Source organism: Corynebacterium sp. HMSC074A09 (assembly GCF_001811545.1).
In the GTDB taxonomy this organism is placed as follows: domain Bacteria; phylum Actinomycetota; class Actinomycetes; order Mycobacteriales; family Mycobacteriaceae; genus Corynebacterium; species Corynebacterium hiratae.
The window spans coordinates 1-19,482 of the sequence record NZ_KV805111.1 but is presented as its reverse complement, the minus strand read 5'-3'; the positions used below and the strand labels follow the sequence as shown (position 1 = coordinate 19,482).

Genomic DNA, 19,482 nt, shown 5'->3' with positions numbered 1-19,482 from the left:
CCCTCCTTCGACGTTAAACAATGGACAATACAAACATGCAATATACAGCACGTATTGATACGCGTCAATATAACGTAGGGTGCAAGGATAACCCCTATACTGATCGCATGGCTTCCTCTTCCACGCCCGAAACCAGCGCGCCCAGCACTGAGTGTTGCTCCTTAAGCACAGGCCCGCTCAGCGACGCCGAGGCGAGGCATTTTTCGCAGCAATTCAAAGTGCTGGCAGACCCTGCCCGCCTGCGTCTTTTGTCCATCCTGTGTGATGAAGGCTGTGGGCCCATGAGCGTCACGGAACTCACCGAGCTCACTGCGCTGAGTCAGCCCACGGTCTCGCACCACCTAGCGCGCCTGCGGGAAGCCGGCTTGCTATCCAGACAGCAATGCGGCCGCACCGTCACCCATCAGGTGCACAAAGACGCTTTTGCGGCCTTGCGCACGCTGCTGTCGTTCGACTAACCGGTACCTGATCGGATCTGCGCTCGAGCACACAGGACGGGTTCGGGTTAAGGGTCAGAAATGACAAAAGCCCGAGCGCTATGCTCGGGCTTCGTTACGCGCTCAGCGCGGTAATCATAGTTAGAGGTTCGGGAACCAGATGGAGATCTCGCGCTCAGCGGACTCCGGGGAGTCGGAACCGTGGACGACGTTCTCGCCAACGGTCAGAGCGAAGTCACCGCGAATGGTACCCGGGGTAGCCTTCTCCACCGGGTGGGTGCCACCGGCCAGCTGACGCCATGCGGCGATGGCGGACTCGCCCTCGACGATGCCAGCAACCAGCGGTGCGGAGGTGATGAAGTCAACGAGCTCGCCGAAGAAAGGCTTGTCCTCGTGCTCGGCGTAGTGCTTCTTTGCGGTCTCCTCGTCGGCGACGCGCAGATCCATGGCGACGAGCTTCAGGCCCTTGCGCTCGATGCGGGAGATAATCTCGCCCACGTGGCCGTTCTTGACGCCGTCCGGCTTGATGAGAATCAGTGTACGTTCAGTCATAGGGCACATAGTACAGAATGGGTGCTCCCGCGTCCTGCCAGTGGGCCAATTATTAAGCGCTACGTAAGACGTTGCACGATTTCCTCCGCGCGCTCATGGCTCGTGCCACGAAACCACAGCTGCACTTGGCGCACGGCCGTGCCGTATTGACCGCTCTCCAGCAGGCCTTTCAGATCCTCGCGCTGCCACTCCTCCAGATCCGCAAACTCCACCGGCTTCTCATCGCGCTGCTGCTTGAGCATGCCCACGACGAGGAACACAAAGGCCGGGAGCATCAGCGCAAGCGGGAGCGCAAAGCCCCCAACATACAGCTTGGCCACGAGTGCGGCGATGCACAGCAGCGCGGAAAGACCATAGAGGAGAAAGAGCATGCCCGTTAGTGTAGCGCGTCCAGCGTCGACTGCAGCCAGGCGCGAGAACTCATGAGCAGGCGCTTTGCCACCGCGGTATGGGGAGCCCACAGCTCGAAGGCATGCACGCCGCCGTCTACGACCTCGCATTGCGTGGGCACGCCGGCAGACTTCAGACGCTCGGCGTAGTCCACAATTTCGTCGTAGAAAAGCTCACTGCTCCCCGCATACAACCAAGCCGGTGGCAGACCTGCTAACTCCGCGCGGCGACCGGGCACGGCATAGGGTGCGTCTGGGTTGCCGTTGGTGTAGTAGCGCCAAGCCTGCGCATTGGAGTCCGCGTCCCAGATGGGATTGCGGTCGGTGGAGGCAGCGCGGTCATCGAGCATCGGGCAAAAGAGCCACTGCCCCGCCGGCTGAATTCCGCCTTCATCTAGGAGGCGCTGGCACAGTGCGGCGGCGAGCCCTCCCCCGGCGCTTTGGCCGCCGATGACAATCCGATCTGGGCTGATTCCCAGATCTTCCGCATGCGTGAGGAGCCAGTGGTGGGCCGAGTGGACGTCGTCAAGCGCGGCCGGATAGGGGTTCTCCGGGGCATAGCGGTAGTGCGGCGCAATGACGGTGACACCGACTTCCGCGGCGGTCTCCTTGAGGTGTTTAACGTCTTGGCGCGGATGGCCCATGAGCAGCCCTCCGCCGTGGATCCACAGCACAGCGCCGCGCGGGTTCTCCGGGCTATAGATGGTCGCGCGGATATCGGAATTCTTCACCTGCTGCGTGCGCACGCCCTGGATATAGGGTGCGGGCCACAGCGCGGGAACTACACGCCCGGCGCGGCGGATCAGCGGATTGGTTGGATCCCACAGTGAGATGAACGCCGCGCCCGCGCGCAGCTCCGGGCGAATATACACCGCTGCGGCCTACTTCTCAGTCAGGTGCTGCGTGGTGAGGTAACCGCGTTCCATGCGGGCGACGATCACCGAGCGCATATAGGCCGCGAGTGCCCAGAGCAGGGCGAAAATGATAAAGATCGTGGCGACGGACCAGTGGACCATGAAGCCGAGAACAATGCCGATGACGTGGAGGACAATCTGCACGCCGACGATCCAGGGCTTGTTCATGAAGGGGAAAGACGCCAGGAGTAGCACCATGAAGCCGATAACCACGCCGTAGTTGAACGGGGTCCACAGAGTGCCGTCATACAGCTTGTACAGCATTGGCAGCGCCAGAACCAGGGTGAGCAGCTCCAGGGTTAGGGAGCTGGCCACCACCATGCCGCCGAATTGCTTGAGGGGATCCTTGGCCGGTGCTTGGCCAAGTCCAAGCGGACCGATCTCATCCTCGGGAACGGGTTTGCGGGGGCTCATGCGGGCTCCTTTCCAAAGAGTGCGCGGGCGTCGCCGGCGGTGACCACTGAGCCAGTAATCACGATGCCGGATCCGGACTGCACGTCGGCGTCCTCCGCCAATTCAACGGCCTGAGTATAGGCACTAGGCAGGTCGGGCTCGACGTACACCCGTTCCTCACCGAAGATGTCGCGCGCCAGCTCCGCTAGCTCATAGGCATCGCGGGCGCGCGGCGAGGTGTTCTGCGTGATCACGACTTCCGTGAGGACCGACTCGAGGGCAGTGAGGATGCCGGCGGCATCTTTGTCCGTGAAAATGGACACCACGCCGATGAGGCGCGCAAAATCGAAGTCGCGGTCGAGCGCTGCGGCCAACGCCTTGGCGCCGTGCGGGTTGTGGCAGGCGTCAAGGAAGGTAGTAGGGCTGGTGCGCACGCGCTCCAAGCGGCCGGGGGAAATGGCCTTGGCAAAGCCGGTACGCACCGAAGCAATGTCGAGCGGATGGCCTGCCGACGCCCCGAAGAAGGCCTCCACCGCAGCCAAAGCCACGGCCGCGTTCTTGGCTTGGTGCTCGCCGTGCAGCGGCAGGAAGATGTCTTCGTACATCCCACCCAGGCCCTGGATGGTGAGCTGCTGGCCGCCCACTGCAATGCGGGATTCCAGCGCGGCGAACTCGGAGCCCGCGCGCGCTACGCCGGCGCCGACGTCGACGGTGCGCTGCAGCAGCACGCGCATGGCTTCTGGGTCTTGCTCGGCAATGATGGCGATGTTCTCCCCCGGCGTGAGCACGTCGTCGGCATCGTGCTCACGGGCCTTGATAATGCCGGCCTTCTCACCGGCGATCTCGGTGATGGTGTCACCGAGGTAGTCCGTGTGGTCGAGGCCTACCGGCATGACCACGGCCACTTCCGCGTTAACCACGTTGGTGGCATCCCACGTGCCGCCGAGGCCCACCTCGACGACGGCGACGTCGATGGGGGCATCGGCAAAGGCTGCGTAGGAAATGGCAACAAGCACTTCGAAGGTGGACATGGGAATGTCGGAGCGGGAATCCACCATCTCCACATAAGGCTTGATTTCGCGCCAGATGCGCACGAAGTCGCGCGGGTGGATGGGGTGGCCGTCGATGCCGATGCGCTCGGTCACCAGCTGTAGGTGGGGGCTGGTGACGAGGCCTACGCGGCGGTGGAAGGAGCGCAGCAGCGAATCGATCATGCGGGCGGTCGAGGACTTGCCGTTGGTTCCAGCGACCTGGATGACGTGGAAGGAACGCTCCGGATTGCCCAACAGATCCATGAGCATCTCGATGCGCTCGAGGCTGGGCTCAATGATGGTCTCTGGGGCGCGCGCGTTGAGCTCCGCGGTTACCTGAGCCAGCTCCGCGAGCTCCTCCGGCGTGGCCTGCTCGGGCGCTGCCTCCTCGTAGTCATCCTCGCCGCCGAGGTTGAGTGTTAGGCCGGAGTCGGTGATTTCGACCGGCCCGCCATCGGTGCCCTCCGCGAGGGCATCGACGACCTCAAATTCCTCGCGGTCTTTCTCCCCCGCCACTACTTGAGTCCCTTCAGACGTGCGGTGATGCGCTCGACTTCTTCCTGGGCCACCTGCTGGCGAACGCGGATCTTCTCCACGACTGCCTCCGGCGCCTTGGACAGGAAGGCCTCGTTGCCCAGCTTCTTGCCGGTCTGGTCCAGTTCCTTCTGGGCCTTGGCCAGATCCTTCTCCAGGCGCTTGCGCTCGGCTTCGACGTCGACGGCGCCGGAGGTATCCAGGGTGACCTCGACGGTGGCCTGGGACAGGCGCACCTCGATGGAAGCAGAGGCGGTGAAGTCTTCGCCCGGCTCCGTGGTGTTGGCCAAGTTGCGGATGAGCCCCTCCTGCTCCTGCAGGTCGGCCGCGGCGAAGTCGAGGCGGCCCGGGACCTTCTGGGAAGGCTTGACACCCTGATCGGAGCGGAAGCGACGCAGCTCGGTGATGAGCTTGTCGGCGTCCTGAATGCGGCGCGCGGCCACCTCATCCTTCTCCGCGCCACCGTTGGTGTGCTCCTGGGTAGGCCACTGCGCGGTGACAATGGTCTCCCCGCCAGTCAGAGCCTTCCACAGGACCTCGGTGACGAAAGGCATGGTCGGGTGCAGCAGGCGCAGAACCAGGTCAAGAACGCGGCCCAGAACGATCTGGGTCGTGCGTCCGGTGGCCTGCTCCTCGGCGCTCGCCCCATCGAAGTCACGCGGGATCTGGGTCTTGGCAATCTCCAGGTACCAGTCACACAGCTCATCCCACACGAAGTGGTAGAGCAGCTCATTGGCCTTGGCGAACTGGTAGTCATCCAGGTAGGCGTCCACCTTGGCGCGGACCTCTTCGGAACGGTCGAGGATCCAGCGGTCGGCGTCGGTCAGCGCGTCGCGTGCCGGCAGCTTAGCCACACCCGCGCCGTTCATGAGCGCGAACTTGGTGGCGTTGAAGAGCTTGGTGGCAAAGTTGCGGCCGGCAGCAGCGGCGTCGACAGCCAGCGGCAGGTCCACGCCCGGGTTCGCACCGCGAGCCAGGGTGAAGCGCAGCGCATCCGCGCCATAGTCGCGGACCCAATCCATCGGGTCAATGCCATTGCCCAGGGACTTCGACATCTTGCGGCCCTGCTCATCGCGCACCAGGCCGTGGAGGTAGATATCCGTGAACGGAACCTGCGGGCGGCCGTTCTTGCCCTCACCGAGCAGCTCCGGGGTGTGGGCGCCGGCGAAGGTTCCGAACATCATCATGCGGGCGACCCAGAAGAAGAGGATGTCATAGGCGGTGACCAGCACGTTCGTGGGGAAGAACTTCTCCAGATCGGCGGTCTTTTCCGGCCAGCCCATCGTGGAGAAAGGCCACAGCGCGGAGGAGAACCAGGTGTCCAGAACGTCCGGGTCCTGGACGTAGCCTTCCGGTGCTTCCTCGTCGGGGCCGAGGCAGACAATATCTCGCTGGCCGTCCTCGCCCTGCGGGCCGTACCAGATTGGAATGCGGTGGCCCCACCACAGCTGGCGGGAGATACACCAATCGTGCATGTCATCGACCCACTCGAAGTAGCGCGGCTCCAGGGACTTCGGGTGGATGGTGGTATCGCCCTCGCGGACGGCATCGCCGGACATCTTTGCCATCTTCTCCACGGCCACGAACCACTGCAGGCTCAGGCGCGGCTCGATGGGCTCGCCGGAGCGCTCCGAGTGACCCACGGAGTGGACGTAGGGGCGGATCTCCTTGACAATGCGGCCCTGCTCGCGCAGCGCCTCACGGATCTCCACGCGGGCTTCCTCGCGGGTCAGGCCGTCAAACTTCGTGCCGGTATTCGCGATGTGTCCGGTGGTGTCCATGATTGTGGGCATGTCCAGGTCGTGGCGCAGGCCCATGGCGTAGTCATTCGGGTCATGCGCCGGGGTGATCTTCACTGCACCAGTACCGAATTCCATATCCACGTAATCATCGGCGATGATCTTCAGGCTCAGGTCATCGCGGAAGGGGTGCGGCAGCTCCTTACCCACCAGGTGGGCGTAGCGCTCGTCGTCGGGGTGGACGGCGATGGCGACGTCGCCCAGCATGGTTTCCACACGGGTGGTGGCCACGATGAGGTGCGGTTCATCGTCGTTCAGCGAGCCATAGCGAATGGACACGAGCTCGCCCTCGACGTCCTTGTACACGACCTCGATGTCGGAGACGGCGGTCTCCAGCACTGGGGACCAGTTGACCAGGCGGTTGGCCTGGTAGATCAGACCCTCGTCGTAGAGGGTCTTGAAGATGGTCTGCACGGCGCGGGAGAGGCCATCGTCCAGGGTGAAGCGCTCGCGGGACCAGTCCACCGAGTCACCGATGGCGCGCATCTGGTTCTGGATGGTGCCGCCGAACTCTTCCTTCCACTCCCAGACCTTGTTGATGAATTCTTCGCGCTCATAGTCCCAGCGCTTCTTGCCTTCCTGCTCGCGCAGGCGGGCCTCCACCTTGGTCTGTGTGGCGATACCGGCGTGGTCAGCACCCGGCAGCCACAAGGTGGCATAGCCCTGCATGCGCTTGCGGCGAATGATGGAGTCGATCAGAGTGTGGTCCAGGGCGTGGCCCATGTGCAGCTGGCCGGTGACGTTCGGCGGCGGCAGCACGATGGAATAAGGCTCCGCCTCCGAGGACGCGTCCGGGGTGAAGTAACCGGCGTTCACCCAGCCTTCGTAGAGGTCCTTCTCTACTGCCTGCGGCTCCCAGGACTTGGGAAGCTGGTCCGCGCGGTTGGTGCCAACGAGTTGCTCTTTATTCTGATCAGTCACCTGGCCAACTCTACCCTGTGCGTCAACTGGCACCAGCGCTCTGTCTAGAGTAAGGGCATGTCTCACAATCCTGGCCACCGCGCCCGTCTCCGCACCCGCCATTTCGCCCGTGCCAAAGAAAACTCTCAGGCCTTCGCGTGCTTGACGAGCTATGACTGCATGACCGCCGAAATCTTCGACGAAGCCGGGGTGGATCTCCTGCTCGTCGGCGATTCCCTGGCCAATGTGGTTCTGGGCCGCGAAACCACGCTGTCTCTCACCCTCGATGAGATCATTCCGCTGGCCCGCGCCGTGGTCTCAGCCACCTCCCGCGCCTTCGTGGTGGTGGATCTGCCCTTTGGTTCCTATGAGGCCGGCCCCACCCAGGCCCTGGAGTCTGCTGTGCGCATCATGAAGGAAACCGGCGCGCAGGCCGTGAAGCTGGAGGGTGGTGCGGAGCGCGCACCGATTGTCGCCGCGCTTGTCGCCGCCGGCATCCCGGTCTGCGCCCACATCGGCTTCACGCCCCAGCAGGTCCACGCCTTGGGCGGCTTCGTGGTCCAAGGCCGCGGTGCCGGTGCGGAGAAGCTTCACGACGACGCCCGCGCCCTCGCCGAGGCCGGCGCCTTCGCCGTGGTGCTGGAGATGGTCCCCGCCGCGTTGGCTGGGGAGGTCACCAAGGAGCTGCCCATTCCCACCATCGGCATCGGCGCGGGTGCGCAGACCGATGGCCAGATTCTGGTGTGGACCGATGCCTTCGGCCTGGGCGGGCCCAAGGCGCCGCGCTTCGTGCGCCGCTACGCGGACCTGCGCGGTGCGCTACTGGAGGGCGCGAAGGAATACGTGGCGGATGTGGGCGAGCGCTCCTTCCCCAACACCGAGGAATCCTTCGAGGACTAGGGTTTAGCCATGCAGATCCTGAAAACTAAAGCTGAACTCCGTGCCTTCCGCGCCGCAGTCTCCGGCACCGTGGGCTTGGTGCCCACGATGGGCGCGCTTCACGACGGCCACGCGTCCCTCCTCCGCCGCGCCCGCGAAGAGAACGACACCGTGGTGTGCTCGGTCTTCGTCAATCCCCTCCAGTTCACCGACCTCGGCGACTGCGAAGACTACCGCGCTTACCCGCGCGATCTGGATGCGGATGCCGCGCTGCTGGACTCGCTGGGTGTTGATGCCGTCTTCGCCCCCGGCGTGGAGGAGATGTACCCGGGTGGCACCCCGCGGGTGTGGGTGCGCACGGGTGAAATGGGCTCGGTTTTGGAAGGTGCCTCGCGCCCCGGCCACTTTGACGGCGTGGCCACCGTGGTGAGCAAGCTGTTCAACCTCGTTTCACCGGACCGCGCCTACTTTGGACAGAAGGATGCCCAGCAGGTGGCCATTATTCGGCGCTTGGTAGCGGACCTTGACCTGCCGCTGGAGATCATCAGCGCGCCCATCGTTCGCGCAGCGGACGGCGTGGCCGAGTCCAGCCGCAACGCTCGCCTGAGCCCTGCCGAGCGAGAGCAAGCCGTGGCGCTGTCCCAGGCGCTCTTCGCTCTGCAAGACGGTGCTTCCCTCGAGGAGGCTGAAACCCAGCTCGCCTCCTCCCCCGGCGTCACGGTGGACTACCTCACCGTGGTGGACCCGGCCACGCTGGAGCCCATTGATGCGCAACACCGGCCCGCCCTGGCGCTGGTTGCGGCGCAGGTGGGGCCGGTGCGGCTCATCGATAACTTGGCGCTTGAGGCCTAGCCCTCGAGCAGGTGGGCTACAGCCTCGCGCTCCTCACGCAGCTCCTGAACCGAGGCCTCGATGCGTTCCTTCTGGAAATCGTTGAGCTCGAGCCCCTGAACGATTTCCCACTTGCCGTCGCGGGCGACGGTGGGGAAACCTGCGACGAGGCCCTCGTCCACGCCATAGGAGCCATCCGAGACGACGGCTGCGGTGCGCCAATCCTCAGTGCCGTGGATCCAATCATGCATGTGATCCACCGCCGCAGACGCTGCGGAAGCGGCTGAGGACTTACCGCGCACGGCGATGATCTCGGCACCGCGCTTAGCCACCTTCGGAATCATCTCCTCCTTGTACCAGGTCTCATCTACCTCGGCGTTGGAGAAGGTCAGGTCTGGGAACTGGGATGCAGAGTGGTTGCCCCAGACGGCAACCTTGTTCAGCTCCGCGGTGGGCATGCCCGTCTTGAGGGAGACCTGGCTCTGGGTGCGGTTGTGGTCCAGGCGCATGAGCGCGGTGAACTGGCTCGGGTCCAGGTCCGGTGCACTGTTGGCAGCGATATAAGCGTTAGTGTTGGCCGGGTTGCCCACGACGAGGACGCGGACGTCGCGCGCGGCGACGTCGTTCAGCGCCTTGCCCTGCACGGTAAAGATGGCACCGTTGGCCTCCAGCAGGTCTGCGCGCTCCATGCCCTTGGTGCGCGGGCGGGAGCCCACGAGGAAAGCGGCCTTGGTGTCCTTGAAAGCCACGTTTGGATCATCGGTCACGGTGATGCCGCGTACCAGCGGGAATGCGGAATCATGAAGCTCCATCGCCACGCCTTCAGCTGCGTCAATGGCGTCCGGGATTTCCAGCAAAGCCAGCTCCACCGGGGTGTCCTTGCCATAGACATCGCCCGCAGCGATGCGCCACAGCAGGGAGTAAGCGATATTTCCGGCGGCGCCGGTCACGGTAATCTTGACGGGTTGGGAAGCAGTCATGTGTGAATCCTTTCGGCTCGGTACTCACCTTCCCAGCCTAGTCCCGTTTTTCGCCCCCATGGGGTGTAATTTTACCCCCGAAAGATGCGAGTTCTTTGTACTTGAGCTCCATGACCGTCTTTTTTCGGCATAGTGGACAACTGTACGCATATTCATCGACTAGACGGGACTTTCCATGAGCACTGAGACTGCATCGGTCGACTCCGGCTCTGTTGAGCGCGTGATCGATGTTGCGATTGCAGAGTTTGCTGAGCACGGCTATGCCGAGACCAAGCTCGAATCCGTGTCGAAGCTGTCTGGGATGTCCAAGCGCATGATCCACTACTACTTCGGGGACAAGAAGGGCCTCTACCAGCAAGCCTTGGCGGCGGCGGCGCGGCGCCTCAACCCGCCGGAGGGCAGCCTGGAGATCAACTCCGCCGTTCCGGTCGAGGGCGTGCGCACCTTGGTGGATTGGTTGTTCCGCCAGCATGTGGATAACCCTGAGGCCATTCGGATGCTGACGATGGAATCCTCCCACAGTGTGCTGGAGTCCTCGCAGGCGCTTGTCGACGTTTCCGAGATCTCCCTCCACCTAGACCGGCTGCTTATGCTGGGCCAAGATTCCGGCGCGTTCCGCCCAGGCATTTCCGCCAACGACATCTTCACGTTGATTTCTGCGCTCACGATGTACCGGGTGACGAATCACGCGATGATGAGCAACCTGCTCGACATCGACATGCATACCCACAACAACACCGAAGGCCTACACCGCATGGCCGTCGATGCCGTGCTGGCCTTCCTCACAGCAAATATCCCCGACATCGGTTTTGAGTCCTACCTCGCTCAGAACGAAACTGAGCTTGACGCCGAGTCTGCGCCCTTGGATGTCTACTCCACCGAGGACGAGGGCGACGTGCCCACGGGTCTCTACGAATAGCTCATCACCCCCATATGGCGCCAGCGGCCCATAGTCCCCGCCCTACCCGCTCAGCATGCACGCAAAGACCCATCCCGGCGCCGTTTTGGTGTGGAGATGGGTCCTGGCCCCCGGAAAGTAGACACGTCGGGGGTCAGACCCGTGACCCGCTGAACTCGTCGTGGCCAACCTCACCTCACTACGCACTCTGAAACCGGAAGAGCCGCTTAATGGCCACCAGTGTGTGTTAACCTTGACGAGCTCACTGAAAAGATTGTGGGCTTCGTCGACGCAATCAAACACGTCCGTGCCGTTTCGCAGCCAGCAGTCAAGCCGCCGGGATCTCTTTGAAGAACACGAACAGCATCTGCTTACGGATCTGCCGACAACCCCGTGGCAACACACCGAATGGAAACGGGCAAAAGTGGCCCCGGATTTCCACATCACGGTTGCAACAGTGGGCTACTCCGTTCCGCGCCAGCTTGTTGGCCGCACTGTCGATGTGCGTATCACCGGCCAACTGTTGACCCTCTTTGACCGGGCAACCGTGTCAACCCACCGGGTTTCGCATAAGCGTGGGGCCTATGTCACTGGCTACGAGCACATTCCATCTGGAATGGACTCCAATCGTGGACTGTGGACAAGCGACTACTTATATCGCGAAGCCAGCAAAGTTGGTCCGGTAACACGCAAAGTCATCGGAAGAAGTGAGTGTCTGATGCAGCGGCTGAATGAAGAAGTGGTTGCATTCTCTAGCCACTTGCAGACGACCAGCCGAAGAGAAACATGCTTCACTTAGTTCCTCGAACGGTGGTCAGCGATGTACTTGTGGTGAAGGTATTTCCAAAGGGAGTAGAAGAGCCCGAACAGGATGAAAGATAAATAGAGTGCCCCGGCTAATAATAGCGAGACCATCATTGACAGCCCGGCGATTGCAAATTTTATCGACGAACCAAGAACTATCACATGAATGATCGAGCTGACCAGTGCGAATATAGCTGCAATCCCAAGGCTGACACACATAAACAGAAATGGTAAACCTGCGAATCTGACAAGATAGATCACCGAGACAGGAAACCCAATTTTATTAAGTCGGTCAGTTGTAATCGTGACCTGATCTACAGCCATTAGAAATGATGTGACCGACAATATTCCTACAAAGAACAGGGGCAAACCAAGCATTACAAGAAAATCCCAATTCTGGATTCCCCCACCCACTTGATTTAATGCGTCAGCCTCTGTGTGTGAAACTGAAAGGACAATAGCTGGAATGCCCAGCACGTAGGACAACGGCAAGACGATAGACTTCGTCATATTATGAAGCTCTGCAGAGAATGCGCCCAGTACAGCTATCCCGGGAGTGACACCAGCCAATCGGGTAGTACCTTTCTCTATCGCTCTGACGATGTGCAGAATAAAGCGACTACATAGCCAAAACAAGGCAGATACCATAGCTAGAATGACAAAAAGTCCTGCTTGAGCACCAGCCTGGACCGCTATTACAAGAAAGACGACGGGCAGTACAGCGGCCAAGTCTCCCCACCGCAGCCTATTGAGCCCGTCAATTGAAACACGTACAGGCTTCGCTCCCGATGCCTGAGTCTTCTGCTTCAAAGCGTAACCAATGAACGTGATAATGCCGACAATGAAAACGCTAACAGTGATTATGAGCGTAGCCATCAAAATTGAATTCAGCGATATCGGCTCAAAAAACTGACCAGGGTACAACAAATCGTCAGAGTCCCGACGGGAAATCAGCATCACTAACCGCTGAAAGAGTACAGCTACAGGATAAGAAAGTAAGATAGCCAAGACTTCGATGAATAGGAGCTGTGCGATGAGCATGACAAGGTACCGTCGAGCCGGCCATCCCACAATTTGTAGACAACCGATGAAATAGTCAAGTTTGGTAAACGCTCTATTCACTATCTGCGGAATGCAGAAAATCGAGGCAATCGTCCAAGAGATAGCAACATTTGTCGCTACATTCACCGTGACAGCCTCACCCACTGCTGTACCTTCAGTCGCGGCTCGGGTATTAAGAACAGCTGCAAGTACGCCGATTGAAAAACCGATAGCTACCGCAGCTGCAACGTTGGGACCTAACGACGCTCGAAAATACGATTTTGTAACTTTAAGCGAGATTGCTTGATCGCGATTGGGATTATCCATTGATTGTCCCGCCGTCCAAACGAACAATACGATCACATAGCTTTGCAATGACCGGATCATGGGTAACGATTAGACCGTGTCCCCCCTGTGAACCGCACCAGTTTTTGATTTCACCAAAAGCCCGATGTGCGTTCTTTTCGTCCAAGCTCCCTGTCGGCTCATCGGCGAATAACAACTTTGGGCCACTAGCCAAGGCCCGCGCGATTGCTGCCCGCTGTGCTTGTCCACCTGAGACTTCTTCAGGCAGAGAGTTCCTTTCTGTTCCAATAGCCAAGCTGTCTAAAACTGTTTTGGGGGAGATCCCCTTCGGCTTACCCGACAAGGCCCAAGACAACTCCGCGTTCTCAAGCAGGTTTAATCCCGGAATCAATAGGTGGTCTTGGAAAACTATTGATACAGAATCCCTTAGATGTTTACGCACCTTTCGTTTTGGCAGGCCCGATATCTGGATTCCATCAAGCACGCTCTTACCTTCGGATAACCGCCCAATACCAGCGAGTCCATTAAGCAGAGTGGTCTTGCCTGACCCAGACGGCCCCATGAGGGCTACCACTTCGCCATTCGCAATCGAGAAGTTCACATTCCGGAATAGCCAATCCTTCCTGTTCTGCACCGTGAATTGAAATCCAGCGTCAATAACCTCAAACATCTACCGGTCCTTCACTGTAGGAAGAAAATTTATCAAGAATGCCATGCCAATGATTCTCTTTAACCGATCAACATCCCATGGCGTATTGGCATGTCCCCCGGAAACATGTAGTTGGATAAGGTCTTCGCGCAGATTCAAGCCGAAGCGGAGCTGGTCCCTGTTACTAATACGTGAATCGTACATAGATGAAAATGACAAGATTGGTAGGTCTTTTTGAGCGACTTCGAAGCCTTTTCTGAGCAAACGTCGGGAAGAGAATGGCAACCTTTGTAAAATATGTTGATTATCAAGGTCTGACAAATATGAGGAACCCTTTGCTGAGATGCATCGATCAAATATCAGGCCCGAATAGGCGGTTCGCTCCTTAGCGATCGACAGAGTAAGGGGCACCGAACCAGCAGAGACGGTGCTAGCAACCACCCGACCTTTGGTCGCAAAATGTTTTGAAATGCAGCTCAAATCATCGGCATAGTCTGCGAGACAGTCTCGTGGCTGAGGCAAAAGCAGCTCCCGAACCCTAAGTAGATTCGAGCCTTCAAACGTAGTTGTGGCGTCTGCAACTCGTTGGCCATAAACCCCATACGAGTGCACTAAGTACGTGTCACAATCATTGTTGACAGAATCTGCTGTGGAAATCTCAACATCACAGATGCTAGATGAGTGTGCTAAATCAAAGACTGGCCAAGAAAGTGATGACCTCCAATACTGTTGGATGTCGCACGATAGCCGTTGAAGAAAGTCGGAGGACACCTCATCTGTAGCCCTGATAGATTGTTGCAATAGCGATTGAGCATCAGTCGCGGAGAAATTTTCTGAAATGTAATGAATTGAAGCTCCAGATTCCAATACTTCCGGTGGGAGTTTTCTAAATGGCCAGGTTTCAGAAATTACGCGATACTCTGCGTTTGCATCCGGAGAGCAAAATTCCCACTCAAGTTCGCCATGCACAAACCTGCACCGCAAAGACTCAATATGTCCCGACCTCCAAACTTTTATAAAGATTTCAGGCTTGTTACGATCCACTAGGAGTACTGGCTCCGCTACAGGGAGAGTCTCGGCTCGAGTTGGAGCATCTGCAAACAACACACGCAAGTACCATCTTTCGTGGCCAGTTGGATCATAGATGCACAGAAGGACTCTGAACTCAACGAGCTCAATTATGTTCGTGACTGCACAAAATGAATCTAGGACTGCAATATCAGGCGAGCCCGAAGTATGAGTGGCTGCATGAAAGCTTCCTGTCTTTTGATCATAATTCAAAATCATCGAGCGCCTCCATTGAAACAATCCTGAGAAGTCCAGGCAAAAGTATGAACCCTCCTGCACCTTCTGATACATCAAAAACATAGCGAAGGGAAGAATCGTCTAAGAAAAGGTCTCCCGCGCTATCCATCGGTAGTAATCTGCGCACCCGCCTGTAGAGGGCAGGTACTGAATATGGACGATCCAGGTAGCTGCTAATTCCAGCGGTTCCCACTATGAGCCCCATCATCCCGTTCGCGAGGCCACTACAAATGCTGAATTCAGTGTCCACAGCGTTCAGCAGACGTTCTGCCTCTGGGCGCAGCCAATCGCCGCCTAGAGTCTTCTTTATCATTGGCAAGAGTAGACCGAATCCGGCGCTCCCTGTGCTGAGGTACGGAAGTAGGCGGTTACCCTGGACGGCGAATAGAGCTCCTTCACTATTGGAGTCGTAGTTCGTCAATTCCTGTTCAACTAAGTAGGTAATGGCTTCTTTTGCTAGTGCAACATCGGATTCATGCATTTCTTCCAACCAGAGAGACAAAATCCATGCCAATCCCAGAGGCCCATACAGCAGGCCTGTACGCTGGTCGTTCGGCCGGTTAGAGTTCTCATGCAAGGGCTTTTCGAAGTGTAAACTCCGTGCTTGCTTTGCAATACGAAGAATCCACTTACGTACTACTCCTTGGTATGCACAAACTTGGCTCGAGAATCGTGCAATCAACAGGAGCTGCAGTACTTCGGATCGTGAGATGCTTGCAGCTGGGGCCTCGATGGACTGGTACTGCTCTTCCAGTCGGTCTATGATCTCAGGAAGCCCAACACCGTAGGATGATTGACTGTGCTGCAAAAAACTAGGTACGACTCGAGCTAAATCCCAGTCGGCTTGTAGAGCTGTCTTGAGATACGCAAATTCCAGGCAATACCCTGCGCCATTTTCAAGGCGATCAGGTGAGACTGAGATGCTGCCAGTTTCGCGGATGCAAAGCTCGGCATCATGACTGATCTTCTGCCTCATTGTTCTTGCTGTAATCGTAGGTTTTTTTGAGTCCGAGAAGGAAGGGTCTAGTAGGGGGTTTCTCAGACGACCATCAACAGCGGCGAGCTTCCTTAGCTGTTTCAACAGCGTGGATACTCTGTGATCATTCAGCATACTTTCATAGGGGTCATCCCATCTGCGATCCCAGCCGGCCTCGTTGAATTGATTTACTCGTGTATTCCCGAAGGTCAGTTCCTGAATAATTTGTCTAAAGGCGAACCAGTCGGATTCTTCCGCATCGTTTACGTTGAAATTGGCGTAGCCTTGTGCTTTAGAGCTTCCGGGAACGTCGTCCGAAGAATTTGTAGCCTCCTCAAAGTCTACGAAATACACTTCTTCGCCATCAGTTAGAACATTACGACCGTGGAGGTCGCGATGGTATACCTCACTGTAATGTAACAGCTTTATGCGCTTTTCCAGCCGAGTTGCAACTTTCAGCACTTCGCGAAGATAAGGAACCCAATCGTCGCCATTTCTCGCATATAGTGGAAATTTCGCTTTCTTAAACTGATGAAGATCTAGGCATTCTAAATCTTCTGTTATTAGCGCGACATCAGTGGCTAACTCGGTTAAAGCAAGAACTCTTGGAGTCGCACCAGAGCTTATAAGTCTGCTTAGTTGTGTGTGCTCGTTCTTGACTCGAAAGGCTCCGTCGTTCAAGTCTTGATCAAAACCTGCAAATTTCCGGCCAAGCTTCAAGAACGCTTTCTTTCCATCAAAAGTGCAGCGGTATATTCCGCCGGCGTTCGACTGCTTTACGAGAGTGACATTTGAAACATCGAGAGTCCTCCCGCTTTGCAGACGGGCAACAGCCTCATGCACGATCTTTAAGTCTGTCTCGGGACTTTGCACTGGGTCCAAGACCTCGCGGCGGTCAGGAACGAGGTCTCCATCGTCATTCAATAAGCAGTACTCTCCGTCGGCATTGACCATTGGGACGAAAGCTCCATACCTGAAGTGGATGCAGGGAACGGGACCGGGCAGGTCGGTTAGAATTTCAGGCCCGTCAAATGGTTTAAGCCTAGAGGCAAGGGCGATTACTACTTTTTCAAAGGATGCTTTGTCGGGGTAAATAGTTATCAGCTTCCCTGCCGATGTGCGATTAGCATTTTTACTGTTTGCAAGAAAGTATGAGTCCCGTGTATTGACTATCTTGAAGTGCAACCGATACTCATCAATAACCGCTAATGTTTGAGTTACGACTTCATCAAGGTCGGTCGGACTTGATGAGATATGTATCTTCCAGCCTTGAGGGGAAATATCGGAACCGATTAGCCGATAGCTGGTCCAATATTCGCCCCGTCGGAGTACATAACCATCGAGCTCTCCCGTCAAGAAATCCTCTGTGGTGTCCTCCAGAGTTGGGAGTGCGTAAAATCTTCGCGAGCGAAGGAGAGCTCCTTCGAAGTTAAACATTTTCCTCAAGCTCCAATACGTTAGCCGGCAGCATAAATTCAACGAAGTCGGAGTTGTGCGTGGACAGTATTACCCTCGCACCATTGTTGACGTGGTTGCGTAGTAGCTTTGCGAGATCTCGTTGATCGTCCGTGCCAAGAGAAGAAGTTGGTTCATCCAGGATTAGCGTTTCTTTGTTAGATGAGAGCGCAGCAGCAATAGCCACTCTTTGTCTCTCGCCTCCGGACATGCGGGCGATAGTGGTCGTCAACGTGCAATCGGGCATTCGCAGACAACTCAAGTTGTTCATGAATCGCTCGGAGTCTGGTCCACTTCCATATAGCTGTAAGGTATCTTCAAGAGTATGTGGAAGTAGCTTCGGTTCTTGACTTACAAAGGCAGTGTCGGTGGGCCCGACCGTGGCTGCAACGTCGTGCAGGAGCGTAGTCTTACCGATGCCGCTAGGACCCAAAATTATGGTGATGCCAGTTGAATCCAGCAGCTTTTGCTGGTTTCTATCCAGGACTTTTAAGACTCGTTCCGGCAGGGCCTTTCGAGGATTCTCAATATCATTTAGAGTGGAAATTTCACGCCACGCAGTGTGTGCCTTTGCCCGTTGGCTGGCCAAAGATAAAGCCCGAAGCAGTGGTGCCATTAATATGAACATGTACATTAGAAACTCGATGAGTTCCGAAGGATCCATGGCTCCTACCCGCACTCGCCATGACGCTACGCCCAAAGTTGTGACGGCCAGGATGGGTACTATAGAACCATTAAATGGTGCAAACTGAGCTTGTATAGTGGCTGACCGGTAGGTTGCTTGCTGTAAATTATCAAAACTGTTTGTTACGATTTTTTTTAGGTGTTCAAGACGCCCATTCAGTGTTGCTACCTTGGCGACCGAGAAGTATGTCAATAGGGTGTCGCTTAGTTCATCTCGAGAGCGGAGGTTTGCCTGTTCCGCCCGAGCCATGCGTTTTAGAAATGGCACACTCAATGCTGAAAGGGAAACTCCCATCGCTAGCACTAAGAGCGTCAATATTGTATCAATACGCAAAAGGGCTATGAAGGCGAAAATGAACATTCCCGCCCCAGGAAGTATCTTGCTTAGCAGTCCTACGATGTAGTGTGCAACTGTATCAGTATCGCCAACGACAACTTGTAGTCCTCTCCCGTGGTTCAGCTCAAACTGGTTTGCGTCGACCGTTGAGATTAGGTCTTTTTGAAGAGATCCTCTTATTTTGGCAATCAAGCGCCCTTCTTGTCGAATCAATAGCGCATTGAAAGTGGTTGCAAGAACTACTACCAGTAATAGGGCTAGTGCTTGCTCTTCGAGACTCTCCCCAACGTTGTTAGAGCCGTCAATTAGCTTCGCTAGTAGGGCGGGCTGTACTATAGAGAATCCTGCGAAGGCGCTTGAAAACGCAAGACACCAAATAATCTGGCTCGTAACTCCCCAACGGCGAAAGCGTCTGGCGATTTCCATAATCATGAGCTACCCACTAAAGTAGACTGGCGGGAGAGGCCCCCTCCCGCCAGTATAATCGGATACATTGCTTTACTAGGCGCTAGTTTCCACAGTAAGACCAAGTGATGGTGCTGACGTCGTTGTCGCCGCAGTGATTCTGGCTGAAGGTGCTCTCCTTCCGTTCCTCACTCTTCATTGCAAGGTCGGTTTCGTCGACCATGGCCTGCAGTGTACGGATGTTCATGTCGCCTCCTTTCCTGAGCTAGGTTGTATCGGTCAGACTATTTATGCCAAGACTGCCGGTCAATGAATGAGGATCAGTGTTTACAAAGAATTAACCGGGAATTAATCGTGGGCATTTGAGACTTATTCCGCTTTGCAGGCAGGCATCGCAAGAAGTTGCGACTCGACCGCCACTTGACTTCGTATCGAACGGTTCCCGGACTGCGACGACCGGAGGTCACAGACTTGAAAGGGTGACGTGTCCTCCGGTTTTCGTCGTGTGGGTAGTTGATGGGAGCTGTCCTCTGGTTGGGGACTTGTAGACGGTAATCTTTCGATCACTACCTGGCTTTGTGCTGACAGAGCCCCACTTGGGGTTGGAGTGGTCTAGGAATTCGGTCCAGTTCATTTGAGAGTGTCTGATGGTTTGTGTGTGGGTACGGGCCTGACCCCGGAAAGTAGATGTTCATGATTCCGTGAGGTTACCCTCGTTTAGTGGACACCCTATTTGTACGGATCCTGTGTCCGTAGGAGAGGATGTTCATTGTGAGTCAACAGCGCAAGAAGTACACGCCGGAGTACCGGCGTGAAGCCGCAAACCTGGTAATCGAGTCAGAGCGCCCGATTGCCCATGTGGCTAAGGAGATTGGTGTTTCCGCCGGGCTTTTAGGCCGCTGGGTCAAACTCGAGCGTGAACGCCGAGGAGCTTCCGATGGGATGAGTGAGGCTGATCTTCGTGCTGAGAATGCTCGCCTGCG

General features: G+C 57.2%; 19 protein-coding genes. 6 read left to right on the top strand and 13 right to left on the bottom strand.

Annotation, left to right across the window (positions count from 1 at the left end; all coding sequences use genetic code 11):
- Window positions 1-107 precede the first annotated feature (107 nt).
- Window positions 108-458: an ArsR/SmtB family transcription factor gene (locus tag HMPREF2807_RS01650; protein WP_046648980.1), complete on the top strand. Its 351-nt coding sequence runs from the start codon at window positions 108-110 to the stop codon at window positions 456-458.
- A gap of 120 nt (window positions 459-578) precedes the next feature.
- Here HMPREF2807_RS01650 and ndk read toward each other — a convergent pair whose 3' ends face one another.
- Genes ndk through HMPREF2807_RS01620 form a run of 6 tightly spaced genes read right to left on the bottom strand, consistent with a single transcriptional unit; the run spans window position 579 to window position 6,970 of the window.
- Window positions 579-989: a nucleoside-diphosphate kinase gene (ndk, locus tag HMPREF2807_RS01645; RefSeq protein WP_039676402.1), complete on the bottom strand. Its 411-nt coding sequence runs from the start codon at window positions 987-989 to the stop codon at window positions 579-581.
- Window positions 990-1,048: 59 nt separating this feature from the next.
- Window positions 1,049-1,360, bottom strand: coding sequence for a hypothetical protein (locus HMPREF2807_RS01640; protein ID WP_046648979.1), 312 nt, complete (start codon window positions 1,358-1,360; stop codon window positions 1,049-1,051).
- A 5-nt stretch (window positions 1,361-1,365) separates the two neighbouring features.
- Window positions 1,366-2,250 (bottom strand): alpha/beta hydrolase, encoded by an 885-nt coding sequence (locus HMPREF2807_RS01635; RefSeq protein WP_070509952.1) that lies wholly within the window; start codon window positions 2,248-2,250, stop codon window positions 1,366-1,368.
- Window positions 2,251-2,259: 9 nt separating this feature from the next.
- Window positions 2,260-2,706 (bottom strand): DUF4233 domain-containing protein, encoded by a 447-nt coding sequence (locus tag HMPREF2807_RS01630; protein WP_046648977.1) that lies wholly within the window; start codon window positions 2,704-2,706, stop codon window positions 2,260-2,262.
- A complete protein-coding gene (locus HMPREF2807_RS01625; protein WP_070509949.1) occupies window positions 2,703-4,232 on the bottom strand; it encodes a bifunctional tetrahydrofolate synthase/dihydrofolate synthase in 1,530 nt (509 codons plus the stop codon). Before HMPREF2807_RS01625 ends, HMPREF2807_RS01630 begins: the two co-directional genes overlap by 4 nt.
- Complete coding sequence (locus tag HMPREF2807_RS01620) at window positions 4,232-6,970, bottom strand: valine--tRNA ligase (RefSeq protein ID WP_070509946.1); 2,739 nt, start codon at window positions 6,968-6,970, stop codon at window positions 4,232-4,234. Before HMPREF2807_RS01620 ends, HMPREF2807_RS01625 begins: the two co-directional genes overlap by 1 nt.
- 57 nt (window positions 6,971-7,027) lie before the next feature.
- Here HMPREF2807_RS01620 and panB point away from each other — a divergent pair, with 57 nt between their 5' ends.
- Window positions 7,028-7,849, top strand: a complete 822-nt coding sequence (gene panB / locus HMPREF2807_RS01615; protein ID WP_070509943.1) for a 3-methyl-2-oxobutanoate hydroxymethyltransferase — start codon at window positions 7,028-7,030, stop codon at window positions 7,847-7,849.
- A 9-nt stretch (window positions 7,850-7,858) separates the two neighbouring features.
- Complete coding sequence (gene panC, locus HMPREF2807_RS01610; protein ID WP_070509941.1) at window positions 7,859-8,680, top strand: pantoate--beta-alanine ligase; 822 nt, start codon at window positions 7,859-7,861, stop codon at window positions 8,678-8,680.
- Here panC and HMPREF2807_RS01605 read toward each other — a convergent pair.
- A complete protein-coding gene (locus HMPREF2807_RS01605; protein WP_070509938.1) occupies window positions 8,677-9,639 on the bottom strand; it encodes a malate dehydrogenase in 963 nt (320 codons plus the stop codon). The two genes, panC and HMPREF2807_RS01605, sit on opposite strands and share 4 nt — an antisense overlap.
- A 175-nt stretch (window positions 9,640-9,814) precedes the next feature.
- On the opposite strand from HMPREF2807_RS01605, the gene HMPREF2807_RS01600 reads away from it, so the two are divergent.
- Both HMPREF2807_RS01600 and HMPREF2807_RS13335 read left to right on the top strand, forming a co-directional pair.
- Window positions 9,815-10,558 carry a TetR/AcrR family transcriptional regulator gene (locus HMPREF2807_RS01600; protein WP_070509935.1) on the top strand — a complete coding sequence of 248 codons (744 nt, stop codon included), beginning with the start codon at window positions 9,815-9,817 and terminating at the stop codon, window positions 10,556-10,558.
- Window positions 10,559-10,844: 286 nt separating this feature from the next.
- Complete coding sequence (locus HMPREF2807_RS13335; RefSeq protein WP_232751593.1) at window positions 10,845-11,336, top strand: Mu transposase domain-containing protein; 492 nt, start codon at window positions 10,845-10,847, stop codon at window positions 11,334-11,336.
- On the opposite strand, the gene HMPREF2807_RS01595 is transcribed toward HMPREF2807_RS13335, so the two are convergent.
- The 6 genes from HMPREF2807_RS01595 to HMPREF2807_RS13845 all read right to left on the bottom strand — a co-directional run bounded on the left by HMPREF2807_RS01595 (window position 11,333) and on the right by HMPREF2807_RS13845 (window position 18,746).
- The gene (locus HMPREF2807_RS01595; RefSeq protein ID WP_161799818.1) at window positions 11,333-12,769 is read right to left on the bottom strand and encodes a hypothetical protein; all 1,437 of its coding nucleotides are present in this window, start codon (window positions 12,767-12,769) and stop codon (window positions 11,333-11,335) included. The two genes, HMPREF2807_RS13335 and HMPREF2807_RS01595, sit on opposite strands and share 4 nt — an antisense overlap.
- On the bottom strand, window positions 12,702-13,358 hold the full coding sequence (locus tag HMPREF2807_RS01590) for an ABC transporter ATP-binding protein (protein WP_049157198.1): 657 nt from the start codon (window positions 13,356-13,358) through the stop codon (window positions 12,702-12,704). The genes HMPREF2807_RS01595 and HMPREF2807_RS01590 overlap by 68 nt, the downstream gene beginning before the upstream one ends.
- Window positions 13,359-14,624, bottom strand: a complete 1,266-nt coding sequence (locus tag HMPREF2807_RS13850; protein WP_141745876.1) for a hypothetical protein — start codon at window positions 14,622-14,624, stop codon at window positions 13,359-13,361.
- Window positions 14,608-17,055, bottom strand: coding sequence for a class III lanthionine synthetase LanKC N-terminal domain-containing protein (locus HMPREF2807_RS01585; protein ID WP_070509932.1), 2,448 nt, complete (start codon window positions 17,053-17,055; stop codon window positions 14,608-14,610). The genes HMPREF2807_RS13850 and HMPREF2807_RS01585 overlap by 17 nt, the downstream gene beginning before the upstream one ends.
- Window positions 17,048-18,526, bottom strand: coding sequence for an ABC transporter ATP-binding protein (locus tag HMPREF2807_RS01580; RefSeq protein ID WP_049157201.1), 1,479 nt, complete (start codon window positions 18,524-18,526; stop codon window positions 17,048-17,050). Before HMPREF2807_RS01580 ends, HMPREF2807_RS01585 begins: the two co-directional genes overlap by 8 nt.
- A 76-nt stretch (window positions 18,527-18,602) precedes the next feature.
- The gene (locus tag HMPREF2807_RS13845) at window positions 18,603-18,746 is read right to left on the bottom strand and encodes a hypothetical protein (RefSeq protein WP_158010520.1); all 144 of its coding nucleotides are present in this window, start codon (window positions 18,744-18,746) and stop codon (window positions 18,603-18,605) included.
- 524 nt (window positions 18,747-19,270) lie between these two features.
- Here HMPREF2807_RS13845 and HMPREF2807_RS01575 point away from each other — a divergent pair.
- Window positions 19,271-19,482 (top strand): transposase (locus tag HMPREF2807_RS01575; protein WP_198531361.1); only part of this gene is annotated, 212 nt, incomplete at its 3' end.

Bases quoted from the DNA above. Each gene is read 5' to 3' on its own strand.
- panB (WP_070509943.1), top strand. From the start codon at position 7,028: ATGTCTCACAATCCTGGCCACCGCGCCCGTCTCCGCACCCGCCATTTC.
- HMPREF2807_RS01650 (WP_046648980.1), top strand. From the start codon at position 108: ATGGCTTCCTCTTCCACGCCCGAAACCAGCGCGCCCAGCACTGAGTGT.
- HMPREF2807_RS01580 (WP_049157201.1), bottom strand. From the start codon at position 18,526: ATGATTATGGAAATCGCCAGACGCTTTCGCCGTTGGGGAGTTACGAGC.
- HMPREF2807_RS01630 (WP_046648977.1), bottom strand. From the start codon at position 2,706: ATGAGCCCCCGCAAACCCGTTCCCGAGGATGAGATCGGTCCGCTTGGA.
- panC (WP_070509941.1), top strand. From the start codon at position 7,859: ATGCAGATCCTGAAAACTAAAGCTGAACTCCGTGCCTTCCGCGCCGCA.
- HMPREF2807_RS01590 (WP_049157198.1), bottom strand. From the start codon at position 13,358: ATGTTTGAGGTTATTGACGCTGGATTTCAATTCACGGTGCAGAACAGG.
- HMPREF2807_RS01595 (WP_161799818.1), bottom strand. From the start codon at position 12,769: ATGATCCGGTCATTGCAAAGCTATGTGATCGTATTGTTCGTTTGGACG.
- HMPREF2807_RS01585 (WP_070509932.1), bottom strand. From the start codon at position 17,055: ATGTTTAACTTCGAAGGAGCTCTCCTTCGCTCGCGAAGATTTTACGCA.
- HMPREF2807_RS01640 (WP_046648979.1), bottom strand. From the start codon at position 1,360: ATGCTCTTTCTCCTCTATGGTCTTTCCGCGCTGCTGTGCATCGCCGCA.
- ndk (WP_039676402.1), bottom strand. From the start codon at position 989: ATGACTGAACGTACACTGATTCTCATCAAGCCGGACGGCGTCAAGAAC.
- HMPREF2807_RS01605 (WP_070509938.1), bottom strand. From the start codon at position 9,639: ATGACTGCTTCCCAACCCGTCAAGATTACCGTGACCGGCGCCGCCGGA.
- HMPREF2807_RS13845 (WP_158010520.1), bottom strand. From the start codon at position 18,746: ATGAACATCCGTACACTGCAGGCCATGGTCGACGAAACCGACCTTGCA.
- HMPREF2807_RS01600 (WP_070509935.1), top strand. From the start codon at position 9,815: ATGAGCACTGAGACTGCATCGGTCGACTCCGGCTCTGTTGAGCGCGTG.
- HMPREF2807_RS13850 (WP_141745876.1), bottom strand. From the start codon at position 14,624: ATGATTTTGAATTATGATCAAAAGACAGGAAGCTTTCATGCAGCCACT.